Raw genomic sequence first — 15,828 nt, 5'->3', positions numbered from 1 at the left:
TGGTGGCCGAGGCGGCGCGTCGGCAGGGCGCGGCCGCCGGCCCCGGTACGGAGCCGCCCCCACCGTGTGCCGCCCCGGGCGTCCCTGAGCCGGGCCCGCTGGGGCCGAGCCGGCGCGCGGCGCGACGTGCGAGCGCGAGGGGCGCGCGGCCCGGGTGCGGGGGCGCGAGGGGCGCTCCCGCACCCGCCCGCCCCCAGCGGCGAACTGACGGCCCTTCACTGCCGACTCCGGCTGGACAGCCCGGCACCCAGCTGATCACCCCACCCATTTATCACAGCTGTGATAACTTGAGGCCATGCCAGCTCGGATCGATGTGGAACAGCGCCGCAAGGATGTCATCGAGGCGGCGTTCCGCCTTGTCGTCGCCGAAGGTCTCAGCGGTCTGTCGCTGCGAAAGGTCGCCGCCGAATCGGGGTGGAACATCGGATCGGTGCGCCATTACTTCGACGATCACCGCCACCTTCTTGTGGCGGCCGCGACCGAGGTCGGCGACCGGATGGGGAGGAGGCTCACCCGGTACTCGGCCGAGGGATGGGAGGGACTGGCGGGCGAACCGGCCGTCGACGCGCTCCAGGCGATGGCCGAGGAACTGCTTCCGATCGACGAGGAGCGCCGTGTCGAGTCGATCGTCCTGATGGAATTCATCGTCGCGGCACGGGTGAATCCGATCTTCCGCCCGGTGACCGAGCGAATGGCCGCCGATATGCGCCGGGTCTTCACGGAAGCCCTGGACGTTCTCGGCGTACCCGATCCGGCCGAAGAGGCCGAACGGCTCGTCGCGGTCATGGGCGGGCTGATTCTCGATGCGGTGACCCCCCACGGGTCGCTCGGCGTCGAACGGCTTCGCAGGACGCTGCGGGCGCAGCTCCGATCGGCGCTGACGGATGCGCCCGCCGCCGTACCGACCACCCGCTGACCCGCTGACCCGCGCCGACGGACCGGTGTCGCCGGGGCGCAGAAGGAGACCTGTTGTGCCCGCGTGGCTGTTCGCGCTGTTCGCCGCGGCTTTCGTTCTCTATACCGATGACTATGTGATCGCGGGTGTCCTCCCGGAGATCGCGAGAGATCTGAAGGTCAGTGAGGCGCGTGCCGGGCAGTTGGTGACCGTCTTCTCGCTCACGGTCGCGCTGGCCGCGCCGATCGCCGGCGTCGCCTTGGCGCGGGTGTCCCGCCGCCGTCTGTTCACCGTCTCGTTCGTGCTGTTCACGGCGTCGAATCTCCTGGCGGCCGCGGTGACCGGCTTCGGTCCCCTGGTGGCCCTGCGGATCGTGGCGGCGCTCGCGGCCGCGGCCTCCACCCCGGCGGTGTTCGCCTATGCCGCCGAGCGAGCCCCGAAAGGCCATATCGGCAGATACGTCGCCGTCGTGGCGCTCGGCGTCACGGGCTCGATCGCGGCCGGAGTCCCGATCGGCACCTGGATCGGCGGTCATTTCGGCTGGCGCGCGACCTTCGTGTCGATGGCGGCGGCCGGAGCCGCGGCCCTGGTCTTCCTGCTCGTGACGCTGCCGCGCGAGCGGGACGACCGGGCCGCCGGGACGCCGAGCATCCCCGAACAGCTGCGGGTGCTCGCCGGCCCGCCGGTGGCGCTCGGACTGCTGGCGAACTGCGCGCTCATGACCGGGTCGATGATGATGCTCACCTACACGGCCCCCTACCTCGCCGCGATGAGCGAGGCCAGTGTGGATCAGCGTGCGCTCGCGTTCAGTCTGTCCGGCTTCGCCGGCGTCCTGTGCATCTGGGCGGGCGGGAAGGCCGCCGACCGATGGGGCCCGGACCGCGCCCTGTTCACCGGAATGGGCGTCTTCACCGGCATGATGGCGATACTGGGGATGCTCTGGTTCGTCCGTCCCGTGCCGTTCTCCGTACTCGTCGTGGTGGGGACGATCTGGGGCGGCATGGCCTTCTGGAACTCCCCGGCGATCCAGACCCGCCTCTATCTGCTCGCCGGGCCGGCCGCGGCGCAGGCGCTGGCGCTCAACACCTCGGGCACCTATCTCGGAGTCTCGCTCGGCGGAGTGCTCGGCGGTCTGACCCTGAGCGGCCCGGGGGCCGGACTGCTGCCGGTCGTCGCGGCCGCCCTCGGACTCGGTGCGCTGGCGCTGCTCGCACTCGCTGTCGTCGCCTCGAAGAAGTCGCCGAGCGGGGAGCGGGCCATGGCGGCGGAGCACGGGTGACCGGGGCGGCCCGCTTCGGCCCGTGAGCGCTCCCGCACCGTCCGGGCCGGGAACGGCCGCCCCTCGAACAGGCGATGACCGCGCCGCCCGTCAGCGCACCGACCACCGCCTCCTCAGACCGCCGCCCGCGCGCGCTCCCCGCGGACCGCCCACCGGCCGTCGGACGCCGGGCGCCGGGCGCCGGGCGCCGGAGAGCGTTTCCAGCGTGAGCACGACCACGGCCGGACCACCCGGCCGAACCGCCCGCCCGGCGACCGGCCCCAAGTCCCCACGCCGGTCCCGGACAGCGGGCTGTTCGCACAACTTCCCGGATCCGCTGACAGCCCCTTCGGCACTCCTCTACGGTGGCCCTCAGTCTGAATCTGGGGGGACGGCGATGACGCGCGTTTTCGTGGAGATACCGAGCACCGACGGCCCCGTGGCCGTCTTCGAAACAGAACAGGAGAGCCTCTCCGAAGAACTTCAGCTCGCCTCGGAGACCTCGACCGGACTGACGGTCCGGGCGGGCGAGACTCTGTCGGCCGCGCTGTCCACACTCCGCCCCGCGCTCAACGACATCCGCAACTCCTTGGCGGCCGTGTCGCCGGACGCCGTGGAGGTCGAGTTCGGTATCAAGGTCGGCGGGGAGAGCGGTGTGATCTTCGCGAAGGGCACCGTCGAAGCGAACTTCGTGGTGCGTCTCTCGTGGGACCGCAGCGATGGCCGTCAGTAGACGAGAGCAATTCACCGTTCGCATCTGCCGCACGACCGGGGACAATCCGGCCGGAGTCGGGTTTCTGCTCGGGAGTCGACATATCGTCACCTGCGCCCATGTGGTGAACGCGGCGCTCGGCAGACCTCTGCGCTCCCAGGACCGGCCCTCCGCCGACGATCGCGTCACCGTCAGATTCCCTTTGCTGGAGAGCTTTCACGAACGCCCCCTGTCGGCGCGGGTCGTCTCCTGGTCGCCGCCGCTCACCGACGGACTGGTCGGAGGCGACGTGGCCGGCCTGCTCCTGGAGGACGCCCCGCCCGAAGGCGCCGAACGCGGCCGCCTCTTCCGCGGCGAACTGCGCGAGCAGTCCGTCGAGCTGTACGGCTTCCCGGGAAACCCGCCCCGCCGCGAGAACGGCGCCTGGGCGTCGGGCACCCTGCGCGGACGCGTGGGACGCGGAGCCCTGCAGATCGACAAGTCCACCGAATCCGCGCTGCGCGCCCAGCCCGGCTTCAGCGGCGGACCCGTCACCGTGGCGGGCGGCCCGGGGCAGGGCGACCGTATCGCCGGCATGATCGTCGTAGCCGGAAAGGACGACGGGACGAACGACGCCTACGCGGTCGGAATCTCGCACCTGTCGGAATGCCGGCCCCAGGAGTTCAGCCTGTCGTCCCACCCCGAGGCCTCCGCCGCCGCCTCGGCGTTCTTCGCCGACCGGGTCCGCCGGATCCTGTACACGAGCGCCGACGACTGCGAGCTGCTGCTGCCCGAGGAAATCAGGGGCCACCGCCGGTACGACGAGTATCTGACCACCCTCGGGCTGCACTCCCTCGACGGACTGTTGGGGATCTGGGGCAGGGCGGGCCTGTTGACCAAGAGATCGGTGACCGCCTTCTCTCCCACCGAATTGATCATGCGTAACGGCGGTACCAAGAGACTGCGACAACTCCCCTACGAAGATCTCCCCGACTATGAGATCTACAAGTACATGACGACCACACGCCGAGGCGTCCATCTGGACCAGGGCATTCGCTTCGAAGGCGACCACCACGCCTTCAGATCCCAGGACAACTTCACCGCCGGGGGCGCGGGGCTCTCGCAATCCACCCGTCAGCCGATGGTCAGAGTCCTCAGCAAGCTCTCGGCACTCGTCCTCGGCGATCCCGAGCCCACGGGCGAGGGGCCGCCCGCGCGTTGCGGCACCGCCTACATCGGCGGCGGATTCCATGTGCGCTCGTCCCGCTGGTGACGTCGGCGGCCCGCCCGAAGGGCTCACGGCGGTACGCGACGTCCGGCCGCCCCTCGGCGGTGACCGCCGAAGTCCCCACGAGGCCGCGGCCCATGACGCCGAGACCCGCGGCGAACCGGCCCGTACGCGACCGCGCCCCCGCGACACCGGACCGGATCTGTTCGCCGTGCCCCGGGCGAAGGGCGGATCCGGTTGACCGCGCCCGCCTCCCGCCACCGGGATCCGATGACCCGTGAACTGCTGCTCCGGGGCTTGGCGGCGCTTGCCGGCAGGGCCCCGCTGGCCCTGGTGTTTCTGAGCCGGGAGAGCCCGGCGCGCTACACCCTCGGCGCGAGCCCGGCCTCCGCGTACGTCGTGGGGGAGGCGGTCGGCGCGCCCCTGCTCGGGGCCCGACCGGGCCGGGCCGAATGAGACGGCGGCTGCCGGCCGGACTCCTGGCGGGGGCGCTCGCCTTCTGCGCCCTGGCCGAAACCACTTCGCGACTCCCGCCCCGGCCGGGGCCCTCGCCGACGAGGACCGCGGCAGACCGCCGAAGAACCAGGAGCGAACACTCGGCGCGCCCGGAACCCTTCAGCGACTATACATCGAGCGTATACACCACGTGTATAGTCCTGAGGCATGGCTTCTGTGACCGCGACCCGTCGCAACACCCCTGTCGCCGTCCTGACCGCGACCGTCGCCTTCGGACTGCTGCTCGGCTGGGCGACGTACGGTCTGCACGGAACGACGCCCGTGCTGGATCGGGTGACCAACTCGACGTCTGCCTGGATCGTCTGGACCGCCGCGGCCGGTGCGCTGATCCGTGGCCGGCGGCTCGCCGTCTGGGGCGGGGCGTTGATGATGCTCGCCACCTGCGGCGGTTACTACGCGGCGTCCGCTCTCGGAGGCACTTTCGGGAGCGGCGGGCTCGGAACCGCCGCTGTGTGGTCGGTGGCGGGGCTGATCGGAGGGCCCCTGCTGGGATGGGCGGGGTGGACGGTACGACGAGGGCGGGACGACCTGCGGCCGATGGCCGGGGCGGTCATCGCGATGGTGGTGCTGGGCGAGGGGGGCTGGCTGGGGCTGGGGCTCCGCTACTGGGGAGAAGCGGTCGCCTTCCTGACTGTCGGCGCGCTGCTCACCGCTCTCCTGACCGTCTACCTGGCGCGCGCCGGGGTGCACCGGTACTGGCTGTGCGCCGCGCTCGCTCCCGTGGGCGGTCTCCTCTTCTACCTCGCCGAGAAGGCCGTCCTCAACGGTCTGCTCGGATCGGTATGACTCGGTCGTCGATCCGCCGGCCGGGCGCGGCCCAACGGGCCCGCCGTGTGCGGAACTCTGCGGAGATCCCGTACGTTTCCCGGACGGGCGTGACGAAGTGCGTTTTGCCCGAGGAATGACAGGCGAAGTCGAGGTGGAATCCGTGGCTATGTGGGACCGGATCAAGGATCAGGCCAAAACACTCCAGCAGTCGCAGGGGTCGGGAGGCTCGGCAGGGCGGGGGTCTTCCGGATCGGGAGGGTCCAAGGCCCAGATGGTCGGCATGCTGAAGAGCCAGCTCGACTCCCTCAAGACCGAGCTGAAGAGCGGCGCCTATCGCGATGCCAGCATGGCCGTCTGCGCCCTGGTGGCGGCGGCCGACGGGCGGGTGGACCCGGCGGAGCGGCAGCACGTGGAGTCCCTCATCCTCTCCAACAACGTGCTGCAGAACTTCCCCGCCGAGCAGCTGCGGACCAGGTTCAACAAGCATGTCGATCTGCTGACCTCCGACTTCGCCCGCGGCAAGGCCGAGGCCCTCCAGGAGGTGGCCAAGGCGGCGAAGAAGCCCGCCGAGGCCCGCGCCGTCGTACAGACCGGCATCGTCGTCGCCGGCGCCGACGGATACATCCAGCCCGCCGAGGAGCAGGTGCTGCGCGAGGTGTGCGGCGCGCTGGGGCTGTCCTCGGCGGAGTTCGGCATCTGACCCTTCCGGGGGAAGTCCGCCCTCCCGGTCCGGCGCGCACGCCGGACCGGGAGGGCGGTTCTGTTCCGTACAGGTCCGCGTCGCCGTTGGCACCGGAGCCCCCGCCCCCCGACCGCGTCGTCGGTCGAGCCCGTGCTCGGAGCCCGCCCGAACACACCGCCTGGCTGCCGGCCTGCGGATCACGGGCCCGTGCGGTCCGGTGTGTCCCGGCGGGCATGCGGCCGCCGGGGCCTGATCAGCGGCGGCCCGGCAGCGCATAGGATCGCGCTGGGGTCGCACCGGTGCCGCCCGGCGCCGCCCGGCGGCCCCGCCCCCGCCCGTACCCGCGGCGCGGATCGAGCAGAGCCGGCGCGACTGCTCCTCCGCCTCGGGGTGACGGGCCCGACCGACAGTGAGGTATCCGAGAAGATGACCCCCGCCGAACTCCTGCGGGCCTTCGCCCGCACCCGTGCCTCGCTCGACGGATCCGAGGTGACCTTCCACTGGACCGGCGACGTGCACTCCTGGGAGCCGGGGGAGCCTTATCGGCGCGTCTTCGGGTTCGAGGGCGTCAATGTCGCGCGGCTCGTCGAGGACGGCGACGGGTACCGGATGCTGTCACGGGAGGCGGCGTTCTATCTCGACCCGCGCAGCCGGGAGATCCTGGAGACCTGGGAGGACAAGCCGGTCATCCACGTCTGGAACGATCCGGCGAACCAGAAGTGGCAGCCGTTCCCCATTCCCCTGACGGAGCTGGGGGACCAGATCTGCTTCAACATGGACATACCGCTGTCGTACCCCTCGCCGCTGCCGGTGGCGGAGTTCCCCGCGAACTCGGCGGACGACACCTACCGGGCGCTGGAGCTGTTCCAGTTCTTCGCTCCGGCCGAGGCCCTGAGCACCGAGAAGCCCAGTGTGCCGAGCACGATGTCCTGGGCGCGGATGTCGCCCTGGCTGCCCTGGATGGCACAGGGACAGCGGCCCGGCGGACTCGCCTTCCACTGCCGGGGCCGGAAGCTCGCGTCCTGGTCCGAGGTCCCCGAGCGCACCCGCGAGTACATCGCCGCGCGGCGCCCGGAGTTCGCCCGGGCCCCCGAGGGCTGGAGCGAGCCGAACGAGAGCAGCTGGACCTGGTTCCGCAAGCTCGCCGAGCGGGCCGGGGACACGACGGAGCCGCGCGACGCGTGACGGAGGAGCGGTCCGAGCGTCCGCCGTCGCCGTACCCCGTCGCCGCGGGCGGCCGCGGCGGTCGCCGCTCCCGGGCCCGCGCCGCGATCGCCGACGTACGATCAGCCGAGATCACGGGCGAACGATCACCTTGAGCCTGGTGCGGTCGTCCATCGCGCGATACGCCTCGGCGACCCGTTCGAGCGGGACCTCGCCGTCGAACACCCGGCCGGGGTCGATCCGGCCCTCCAGAACATCCGGAACGGCCTCGTCGATATAGGCGCGCACCGGCGCCGGGCCGCCGGTCAGGCCCGCGTTCTTCCCGAACAGCGAGCCGAAGCCCACCGGGGCCTCCTCGTACTGCGGCGCCCCGACCCGGGAGATCACCCCGCCGGGGCGCACGATCCCGTACGCCTGCTCGTACGCGGGCATCAGCCCCACGGCCTCCAGGACGACGGGGGATCCCTCGCCGTCGGTCAGCTCCAGCACCCGGGCCACGCCGTCCTCGCCGCGCTCGGCCACCACCTCGGCGGCGCCCCACTCGCGGCCCAGCTCGACACGGGACTCGTGGCGGCCCATGAGGATGATCCGATCGGCGTCCATGCGCCAGGACGCCAGCACGGCGGAGAGTCCCACCGCGCCGTCACCGATCACCGTGACGGTCTTTCCCCTGGACACCCGGCCCATATGGGCGGCGTGGCAGCCAGTGAGATAGACATCGCTCAACGCCAGCAGCGAGGGCAGGAGCGCCGCGTCGACGTCCCCGGGGAGCCGCACCAGGGTGCCGGCGGCCTGCGGCACCCGTACGGCCTCGGCCTGCGCGCCGCCCACCCCGCCCGCGCCGTACCAGCCGCCGCGCGGGCAGGCGGTCTGGAAGCCGTCACGGCAGAAGGCGCAGGTGTTGTCCGCGAACGCGAACGGCGAGACGACGAAATCGCCCTTGCTCAGCCCCGTGACCTCGGAGCCGGTCTCCTCGACCACCCCGAGGAACTCGTGTCCCATCGGCACGCCCTCGTCACTGGCGTCCATCGAACGGTAGGGATGCAGGTCGGAGCCGCAGACACAGGCCAGAGTGATCCGCACGATCGCGTCGGTGGGCTCCAGGATCCGCGGATCGGGGGCCTCCTCGACCCGTACATCCCCCGGACCGTACATAAAGGTGGCTCGCATCGAAGATCACGCCTTTCGAACCGGTCGGCCGCTCCGGCGTCCGCCGGAGACTCGGCGCGGCTCGGCGAACGGCCGCCCGGCCCTCGGAGAGCCGCCGGCAGTCGGGATCCGCGGCCTTCGAGGCGCGGCCGGAGCCGGGCGGTGCGCCCGGCCTCGTCCTGGGGTCGACCCGCCGGTCCCCGGGAGGGCGGCGACGCGCGGTCGTCGATGTCGACGGGGAATCCCCCCGGTCCGTGTGTCGACCGGGCTTCGCCGAACACCCGACCCATCCACATTACGACTGATGCGCACCGATCTGCCAACGCACAGCCGACGGCCCGGCGGGGGAGCGCGGCCCCTCGGCGGCAGCGGAAGCCCGGTCACTCCTCGCCGACGCCGTGGGCGTGGATGCCGCCCGTGACGGTGAGTTCCTCGACCGTGCCGAGGATCTCCACGGCCGCCACGCCCTCGCCATGGGCGATGATCCCGCCGTCGACGCGGACGGCCGCGGCGCGGCTGCCGGGTCGGAGACTCAGCGCGGTCGCGGGCAGGGTCCTGATCTCGCCCTTCACGAGGCTCGGACCGGTGCCGCCGTGGGTCTCGATGCCATGACGCACGGTCAGGGTGCCGAAGGGCTTGCTGATCTGGACGCCGACGGACGCGTCGGCGTGAGTGACGATACGGTCGAACTCGGCGGTGTTGACGGTGCCGTCGTAGATGTTGAACCCGCGCGCTCCCGCGCCGAAGGTCTCGATCGGCGCGGTGACGGTGAGCCGGTCGATGACGCCGAAGTTGACGAAGCCGATGCCGCTGGGCCCGCGCGAGGTGATGGGGGCGTGCGCGGTCCAGGCGCCCACCTCGCCCCACAGGTCGAGGACCATGTCGTTGGGTCCGTAGGTGGTGACCGGGCCGTGGTTGACGACCTCGGTCACGGCGGCGCGGACGACGAACACACCGCCGGTGATCTGGTCCGGCGTGCCCGGCGGGATGCCGCCGTCCGCATGGACCGTGCCGGTGTGCAGCCGGGTCCCGGTGACCCGCCCGCCCCCCTCGGCGCCGGAGACGAAGATCCCGCCGCCGCGTACCGGCGCGCCCTCCCGGCCGGCCGACAGCCCCGTCAGATCGCAGGTGATCAGCACACCCGGGTCCGGCTGCCGGTTGTACAGGGTGAACGCGCCGTGGCGGACCTCCACCCCGTAGCCGCGCGGCCGGGGCGTCCCGTCGCGGGCGTCGGCGGCCTCGATGTCCAGCCCGTCGACGATCACATGGCCGGAGCGGACCGCGTCCGCGGCGAGGATCTCCACCCGGCCGACCGTCACCACGTCCCGCACGGCGAGTGTGCCCAGAGCGTCCTGCCCGGTGTCGTTGTGCACGGCCCGGGAGGCGACGGAGGTCTCCAGCCGCAGACCGGCCAGCCCGTTGTCCCGCGTCAGACGGACGCCGTCCGCCCCCTCCGCGAACACCAGGCCCGCGCCCGGCCCGGCCCCGGCCAGCGCCGTTCCCGGCGGCAGGGTCACCCCGGGGACTCCCGTCAGCGTGCCCTCGACGCGCACCTCGTCCGCCGCCCCGGTGCCGGTCAGCGCGGCGACAAGCTCCTCCACGGAGGTCACCGTGATCACACTGGATGTCATGAATACACCTATATACAAGGAATCGCGCCGCAGGAGGTGCCGCGCCACGCGGTGCCCGCGGCCGCCTTCGGGCCCGGGCCGCGGCCGCCCCCGGCCCGCTCGTCCGCCCAGACGCTCATTCCCCTCGGGTCGGGCGCGGCCGCGAGCGCCCTTCGGGGGAGGCGGACCGTGTCCGCCGGTCGGAGGCGTCGCCCAAGTCCCTTATGCCTGGGCGGCGGAGAGGTCGAGGAGCGAGTATCTGCGGCGCCCGTAAGGGGAGTGACCGACCGTCAGGACTCGCTGGTCGAAGCGCGCACGACGAGCTGCGGAGGGAAGCGCTCGATCCGCTCCGCCCTTTCACGGGCGGGCGCCTGAAGGAGCGTCAGACCGCGTTCGGCCATCGCGGAGAGCGGGTGGCGGATGGAGGTGATGGGCGGGTCGAGGAGCTTGAGCATCTCGGTGTCGTCGAAGCCGGTGACGGCGATCTGGCGGGGCACGGCGACCGAGGAGCGGTGCAGTGTGCTCACGAGCCCCACGGCGAGAACGTCCGCGCCGCAGACGACCGCGTCGACCTGGTCGCCCTGTTCGATGATGCGCCGTCCGGCCGTCCGTCCGGCGTCGGTGGTGAAGCTGGGCAGAAGGATCGTGGTGGCGTCCGGTCCCTGTGACTCGGTGAAGGCCGCCAGCCGTTCGGCGCCCGAGGAGGAGGCCTGATCGGCGACGAGGGCGATCCGCCGCCTGCCGATGTCCTTCAGATGATCGACGAGCAGCCGCACCGCGGAGATGTTGTCGAGGGTGACGGCGACGGTGCCGGAGTCCTTGGCCCACCGGTCGAAGAGGACCACGGGGCGGCGGCCGGCGGCCTCGCGGATCGCGGGGCCCGACGCGTCGGCCGACACGGGGACGACGAACAGGCCGTCCACCCGCCCGCCGAGCAGGGTGTCGATCTGCTCCGCCTCGATCGTGGTGTCGTTCGCAGCGTCGGAGACCACGAGCGTGCCGCCGACGGCGCGCACGTGCTGGGCGATGGCGTCGGCGAGTTGGACGAAGTAGGGGTTGGCGAGGGTGGGGACGATGACGCCTATGGTGCCGGTCGCGCCGGTGCGCAGCGCCCGGGCCGAATGGTTGGGCTGATAGCCCAGCCGCTCCGCGGCCTCTTCGACGCGGCGCGCGAGGTCCGGATCCACGTTGCGCCGGGTGCCGGCGAGAACGCGTGAGGCCGTCGCGCGGGAGACGCCGGCGGCCTCTGCCACGTCGATGAGTCGGGGCGCTGTCACGTAGGTGTCCTTCGCGGTCGGTGGGCGGGTGCGCCACGGCGGCGGGGCGAACGGGCACGACGAGGCTACTTGACGCCACGGGTGCGCTGGTACAGCATGTCGGAAATCGATCTCCCAAGGAGTTCACATGTCGCTCATCACCGTCGTCGGTTCGGTGAACCGCGACTTCGTCCTGACCGTCGAGGACTTGCCGCACGCCGGTGAGACCGTGCTCGCGCGGCACTTCGTGGAGGGCGTCGGCGGCAAGGGCGCCAACCAGGCCGTGGCCGCCGCCCGCCTCGGATCACGGGTGCGTCTCGTGGCCAGGGTCGGGGCGGACGCGGCCGCCATCCTCGACGCTCTCGTGTCCGAGGGCGTGGACGTCGACGCGGTCCGCTCGGACGAGCGGGCCACGACCGGAATCGCCGCGGTGGTGGTCGACAACGCCGGCGAGAACACCATCGTGGTGAATCCGGGGGCCAACGCCGGCCTCGGCGTCGAGGACCTCCCGGCCCGGCTCGTCCGGGCCGAGGGAGAGATCGTCCTCGTCCAGAACGAGATCGCGCCCGACGTGGTCGAACGCGCGGTCCTCCGGGCCCGTGAACAGGGCGGGGTCGTCGTCCTCAACCCCGCCCCCGCCCGCCCGGTCGACGCACGGGTGCTCGCCGCGGTCGACGTCCTCGTCCCCAACCTCGGAGAACTGGTCTCGCTTCTCGGCGCCGACCGGCCCTCCACCGTCGACGGCGCCCGAGCCCTGCTGGAGCGCGCCGCGCTCCCGTGCCGGGCCGTCGTGGTGACGCTCGGGGCGGACGGCGCGGTCCTGAAGGAGGCCCACAGCCCCGACATCACGCACATCCCCGCGCCGCTGGTGGACGCCGTCGACACGGTGGGCGCCGGAGACACCTTCTGCGGCGCCCTCGCGGACGCGCTCGGACGCGGCAGCGATCTTCCGGCCGCGGTCGAACGCGCCGTGCGCGCGGCATCGCACGCCGCCACCGGTCACGGCGCCCAGACCTCCATGCCGTACGCGGACCAGCTCGACGTACCCGCGGTCACCACCGCCCCCTGACACCCTCGCGGGACAAGCACCAGCACTACGGAGAACCACCCATGAGAAATCTCAAGATCGGCGTGTTCGAGAACGCGCAGACCAATGCGAGCGGCACGGCCACCTGGCGTCACCCCGACAGCCGGCGGCATCTCTTCGACACTCTGGAGTACTGGCGCGATCTCGCCGCTGTCTGCGAGGACGCCAAGCTCGACTTCCTGTTCCTCGCCGACGCCTGGGGCTGGTCCGAGATCGACGGGACGCGCCCGCCCATCGCCACCGAGGAGACCCTCGACCTCCCGCGGCTCGACCCGATAGTCGTGGCGTCCGCGCTGCTGTCCACGACGACCGACCTGGGTCTCGTCATGACGGGCTCGGCCCTGGTGGAGCCCCCGTACGCCTTCGCGCGCCGGATGGCCACGCTCGACCAGCTCTCCGGCGGCCGTATCGGCTGGAACATCGTGACGACGGGCACGGCCGACACGGCGGTCAAGGCGTTCGGCATGGAGATGGTGGGCCACGACGACCGCTACCGGATGGCCGAGGACTTCCTCGACGTCGTCTACAAGTACTGGGAGGGGGCCTGGGAGCCGGACGCCCTGGAGAAGGACAAGGACGGGCGGTTCGCCGACCCCGCCAAGGTGCACCTGGTCACCCACGAGGGCCCGTTCTTCCGCTCGCAGGGGTACGGCAACACCGCGCGCTCCCCGCAGGGCACGCCCGTCCTGTTCCAGGCGGGGGCTTCGCCCGCGGGCCGCCGGGTCGGCGGCCGGCACGGCGAGTGCATGTTCGTCGGCAGCGGCTCTGTCGCGCAGCTCGCCGGGCACACCTCCTCCATCCGCGAGGAGGCGGTCAAGGCGGGCCGCCGCGCCGACGATGTGAAGGTGATGTCGGCGTTCTCCTGTGTCATCGGGGCCACGACCTCCGACGCCGAACGGCGCTACCGGCGGATCCTCGACGCTCAGCGGTCCGAGGTCACCGTCGCCAGCTACGCCATGTTCACCGGGCTCGACCTCTCGTCCTACGCGCCCGAGACGCCCATGGCGGACCTCTCCACCGAGCTGTCGCAGACCCAGGTGGCCCGTTTCGCCGACAAGACGGTCGGCGACGTCCTCGCCGACTGGCACACCCACGGCGTCGGAGCGCGGCCCGTCGTCGGCACCGCCGAGGAGATCGCCGACGAGATCTGCGCGCTCGCCGAAGGCGCGGACCTCGACGGATTCCTGCTCTCCCCGACGGTCCAGCCGGTGTCGACCACCGACTTCGTGGAGTCGGTCCTGCCGATCCTGCGCAAGCGCGGAGTCTTCCGCGGGGAGTACACGGAGGGCGAGAGCCTGCGCGAACGGCTCACCGGGGCATCCGGTCCCGCGCTGCCGGACAGCCACCCCGCCGCTCGATTCCGGCACTGAGACAGAACGCGCGACGAGAGGATGTCGATGACCATGGCCACGTCCGTCCACACCCCTCCCGGGGCGTCCGAGCCGGCGGAGCTGGACGCGGCGACGCTGCGACAGGCGTTCGGGGCCTACCCGACCGGTGTCGTCGCGATCGGCGCGCTGCGCGGGGACGAGCCGGTCGGCTTCGCGGCGAGTTCGTTCGTGTCGATCTCGCTCCAACCGCCCATGGCCGCGGTCAGCGTGGCCCGTACCTCGACCACCTGGCCGCGCCTCGCCGGAGCGCCCGTCCTGGGGCTGAGCGTGCTCAGCCACGGGCAGGGCGGGCTGTGCCGGCGTCTCGCGTCCCGGGAGGGCAACCGCTTCGACGGCGTCGGGTGGAAGGCGACGCCCGACGGCGCCGTCGTCATCGAGGACGCCGCGCTCTGGCTGACCGCCCGGGTGAGCGCGACGTACGACGGCGGCGACCACGAGATCGTGCTCATGGAGCTGCTGACGGCCGAGCTGTTCTCCGGCGTCGAGCCGCTCGTCTTCCACACCAGCCAGTTCCGCGAGCTCACCCCCCATGGGTGACACGCCGACGGTCCACGCGCACCTCACGGGCGCGGTGGTGCACGGCGCCGGCCGAGGCCATGGGCTCGGGTTCCCCACCGCGAACGTCGCGGCGGACCCCGGCTCCCGGGTCCCGCCGTCCGCGATCTACAGCGGATGGGTGGTACGCCACTCGACCGGCGTCGTCCACCCGGGAACGATCAGCATCGGGTCGAACCCGACCTTCTGCGACACCGCGGACGTCCATGTGGAGGTGTACTGCCACGACACGTCGGACGAGTTCTACGGAGAGCGCGTCGGACTGTGGTTCGTGGCACGGATCCGGGACACGGTGAAGTTCGCGTCCCCCGGCGATCTGATCCACGCCGCGCGGCGGGACGTCCGGAGGTCGGAGGCGCTGCTCGCCTCCGGCCACGGCCGCCGCGTCCTCACCGGCGCCCTCGCCGCCCACCGGAAGTCCGTCTCCGGCTGACGGTCCGGCACCCGGCATCCGGCACCTGGCATCCGGCGACCCGGCGCACGGCGACCCGGTGGACGGAACGGGCGCCGGGTCGCCCGACTCGCTCCACCCGAAACACGCTTCACCCCGCGCGGACTCGGCACGCACTGCCGTACTCCCCGCGTCCCGGCCGATTCGGTCCGGACCCCACCCCCCACTCCCAGCCTTGCTCCGAACGAACAAAGGTGTGAGTAATGAGTGCATTCGCGTGGCTGAATGAGCAGTTCAGCTTCTTCGGCTTCCCCGTCTACTGGTCCGACTTCCTCGGCAACATCCTCGCGCTCGCCACCGTGTGGCTGGCGCTGCGAAGATCGCTGGTCGCCTGGCCGGTGCAGATCCTCGGATCCGTGCTCCTGCTGATAGCGAGTCTGAACGTCGATCTCGGGGGCAACGCCGCCCGGCAGATTGTGATCATAGCATCGGCTTCCTGGGGCTGGGCGACCTGGCGGCGCAGCCGGGAGAGGGAAGGCACGATCAACGTCCGCTGGGCGTCGTGGCGGGAGCGCACCGTGCTGCTCGTCGCCATGGTCGCCGGGACCTTCGCGTTCGGCGCCCTGCTCAAGACGACCGAGGCGTCGTTCTACCCCGGCGCTCCCTGGTGGATGGTCCTCGCCGACGCCTGGATCTTCGTCGGCTCGATCCTGGCGATGTACACGCAGGCCCGGCGGTATGTGGAGTTCTGGTTCGCCTGGCTGGCCGTCGACCTCGTCGGGGTGCCCCTCGCCATCCACTCCGAGCTGTACTTCTCCGGCATCGTCTACGCGATCTTCTTCGTGATGGTCCTCATCGGCATCCGCGACTGGGCGTCCCGCAGCAAGGAGCAGGGGATCGCCTCGCCGCTGGAGCCGGCGATCGTCCTGGAGAGCCGCGACGACACGGCGGTCGCCGTGGATTCGCCCGCCGCGCCGTCCGTCGCGGAGCCGCCCGCCGCCCGGCCGGCCACCGAGACGCTGAGCGGACCCGGGGCGCCGCCGGCCGAACGGTGACCGCGATCGTGGACATGAGCCGGACCGGCCGGTGACGGCCGGTCCGGAGCCCTCGCCGCCCGGCCCGGGCTCCCCGGCGCGGCCCCGGCGGCCCGGCTCGCCCGGGCGTCTCTCGCCGAGGCCATGGCGCTG

At 72.1% G+C, this 15,828-nt stretch carries 16 protein-coding genes; 13 read left to right on the top strand and 3 right to left on the bottom strand.

Going from position 1 to position 15,828, the window contains the following annotated elements; all coding sequences use genetic code 11:
* The first annotated feature begins 295 nt into the window (after positions 1-295).
* The 8 genes from ACF089_RS19985 to ACF089_RS19950 all read left to right on the top strand — a co-directional run bounded on the left by ACF089_RS19985 (position 296) and on the right by ACF089_RS19950 (position 7,223).
* Positions 296-916, top strand: coding sequence for a TetR/AcrR family transcriptional regulator (locus ACF089_RS19985; RefSeq protein WP_392028269.1), 621 nt, complete (start codon positions 296-298; stop codon positions 914-916).
* A gap of 55 nt (positions 917-971) precedes the next feature.
* The gene (locus ACF089_RS19980; RefSeq protein WP_392028267.1) at positions 972-2,174 is read left to right on the top strand and encodes an MFS transporter; all 1,203 of its coding nucleotides are present in this window, start codon (positions 972-974) and stop codon (positions 2,172-2,174) included.
* A 376-nt stretch (positions 2,175-2,550) separates the two neighbouring features.
* Positions 2,551-2,886, top strand: coding sequence for a CU044_2847 family protein (locus ACF089_RS19975; protein WP_392028265.1), 336 nt, complete (start codon positions 2,551-2,553; stop codon positions 2,884-2,886).
* Positions 2,873-4,117 carry a serine protease gene (locus ACF089_RS19970; RefSeq protein ID WP_392028263.1) on the top strand — a complete coding sequence of 415 codons (1,245 nt, stop codon included), beginning with the start codon at positions 2,873-2,875 and terminating at the stop codon, positions 4,115-4,117. The genes ACF089_RS19975 and ACF089_RS19970 overlap by 14 nt, the downstream gene beginning before the upstream one ends.
* Positions 4,118-4,342: 225 nt before the next feature.
* Positions 4,343-4,528, top strand: a complete 186-nt coding sequence (locus tag ACF089_RS19965) for a hypothetical protein (RefSeq protein ID WP_392028261.1) — start codon at positions 4,343-4,345, stop codon at positions 4,526-4,528.
* Positions 4,529-4,735: 207 nt separating this feature from the next.
* Positions 4,736-5,374, top strand: a complete 639-nt coding sequence (locus ACF089_RS19960; RefSeq protein WP_392028259.1) for a DUF6518 family protein — start codon at positions 4,736-4,738, stop codon at positions 5,372-5,374.
* 142 nt (positions 5,375-5,516) lie between these two features.
* Positions 5,517-6,056, top strand: coding sequence for a tellurite resistance TerB family protein (locus ACF089_RS19955; protein WP_392028257.1), 540 nt, complete (start codon positions 5,517-5,519; stop codon positions 6,054-6,056).
* A gap of 408 nt (positions 6,057-6,464) precedes the next feature.
* Entirely contained in the window at positions 6,465-7,223 is a 759-nt protein-coding gene (locus tag ACF089_RS19950; RefSeq protein ID WP_392028255.1) for a DUF1838 family protein, read from the top strand.
* 111 nt (positions 7,224-7,334) lie between these two features.
* On the opposite strand, the gene ACF089_RS19945 is transcribed toward ACF089_RS19950, so the two are convergent.
* From ACF089_RS19945 to ACF089_RS19935, 3 genes are all read right to left on the bottom strand, one after another.
* Entirely contained in the window at positions 7,335-8,372 is a 1,038-nt protein-coding gene (locus tag ACF089_RS19945) for an alcohol dehydrogenase catalytic domain-containing protein (RefSeq protein WP_392028253.1), read from the bottom strand.
* 359 nt (positions 8,373-8,731) lie between these two features.
* A complete protein-coding gene (locus ACF089_RS19940) occupies positions 8,732-9,982 on the bottom strand; it encodes a hypothetical protein (RefSeq protein WP_392028251.1) in 1,251 nt (416 codons plus the stop codon).
* A 269-nt stretch (positions 9,983-10,251) separates the two neighbouring features.
* Positions 10,252-11,238, bottom strand: coding sequence for a LacI family DNA-binding transcriptional regulator (locus ACF089_RS19935; RefSeq protein ID WP_392028249.1), 987 nt, complete (start codon positions 11,236-11,238; stop codon positions 10,252-10,254).
* Between the two features lie 127 nt (positions 11,239-11,365).
* On the opposite strand from ACF089_RS19935, the gene ACF089_RS19930 reads away from it, so the two are divergent.
* From ACF089_RS19930 to ACF089_RS19910, 5 genes are all read left to right on the top strand, one after another.
* Positions 11,366-12,286, top strand: coding sequence for a ribokinase (locus ACF089_RS19930; protein ID WP_392028247.1), 921 nt, complete (start codon positions 11,366-11,368; stop codon positions 12,284-12,286).
* A 41-nt stretch (positions 12,287-12,327) separates the two neighbouring features.
* Positions 12,328-13,674: an NtaA/DmoA family FMN-dependent monooxygenase gene (locus tag ACF089_RS19925; protein ID WP_392028245.1), complete on the top strand. Its 1,347-nt coding sequence runs from the start codon at positions 12,328-12,330 to the stop codon at positions 13,672-13,674.
* Positions 13,675-13,701: 27 nt separating this feature from the next.
* The gene (locus ACF089_RS19920; RefSeq protein WP_392028243.1) at positions 13,702-14,232 is read left to right on the top strand and encodes a flavin reductase family protein; all 531 of its coding nucleotides are present in this window, start codon (positions 13,702-13,704) and stop codon (positions 14,230-14,232) included.
* Positions 14,225-14,683 (top strand): riboflavin kinase, encoded by a 459-nt coding sequence (locus tag ACF089_RS19915; protein ID WP_392028241.1) that lies wholly within the window; start codon positions 14,225-14,227, stop codon positions 14,681-14,683. Before ACF089_RS19920 ends, ACF089_RS19915 begins: the two co-directional genes overlap by 8 nt.
* Positions 14,684-14,904: 221 nt before the next feature.
* Positions 14,905-15,696: a nicotinamide riboside transporter PnuC gene (locus ACF089_RS19910; RefSeq protein WP_392028240.1), complete on the top strand. Its 792-nt coding sequence runs from the start codon at positions 14,905-14,907 to the stop codon at positions 15,694-15,696.
* The last annotated feature ends 132 nt before the right edge of the window (positions 15,697-15,828 follow it).

The sequence above is a fragment of the Streptomyces sp. NPDC014894 genome (assembly GCF_043080985.1).
Classification (GTDB): Bacteria; Actinomycetota; Actinomycetes; order Streptomycetales; family Streptomycetaceae; genus Streptomyces.
This window is presented reverse-complemented; position numbering and strand designations above follow the sequence as displayed.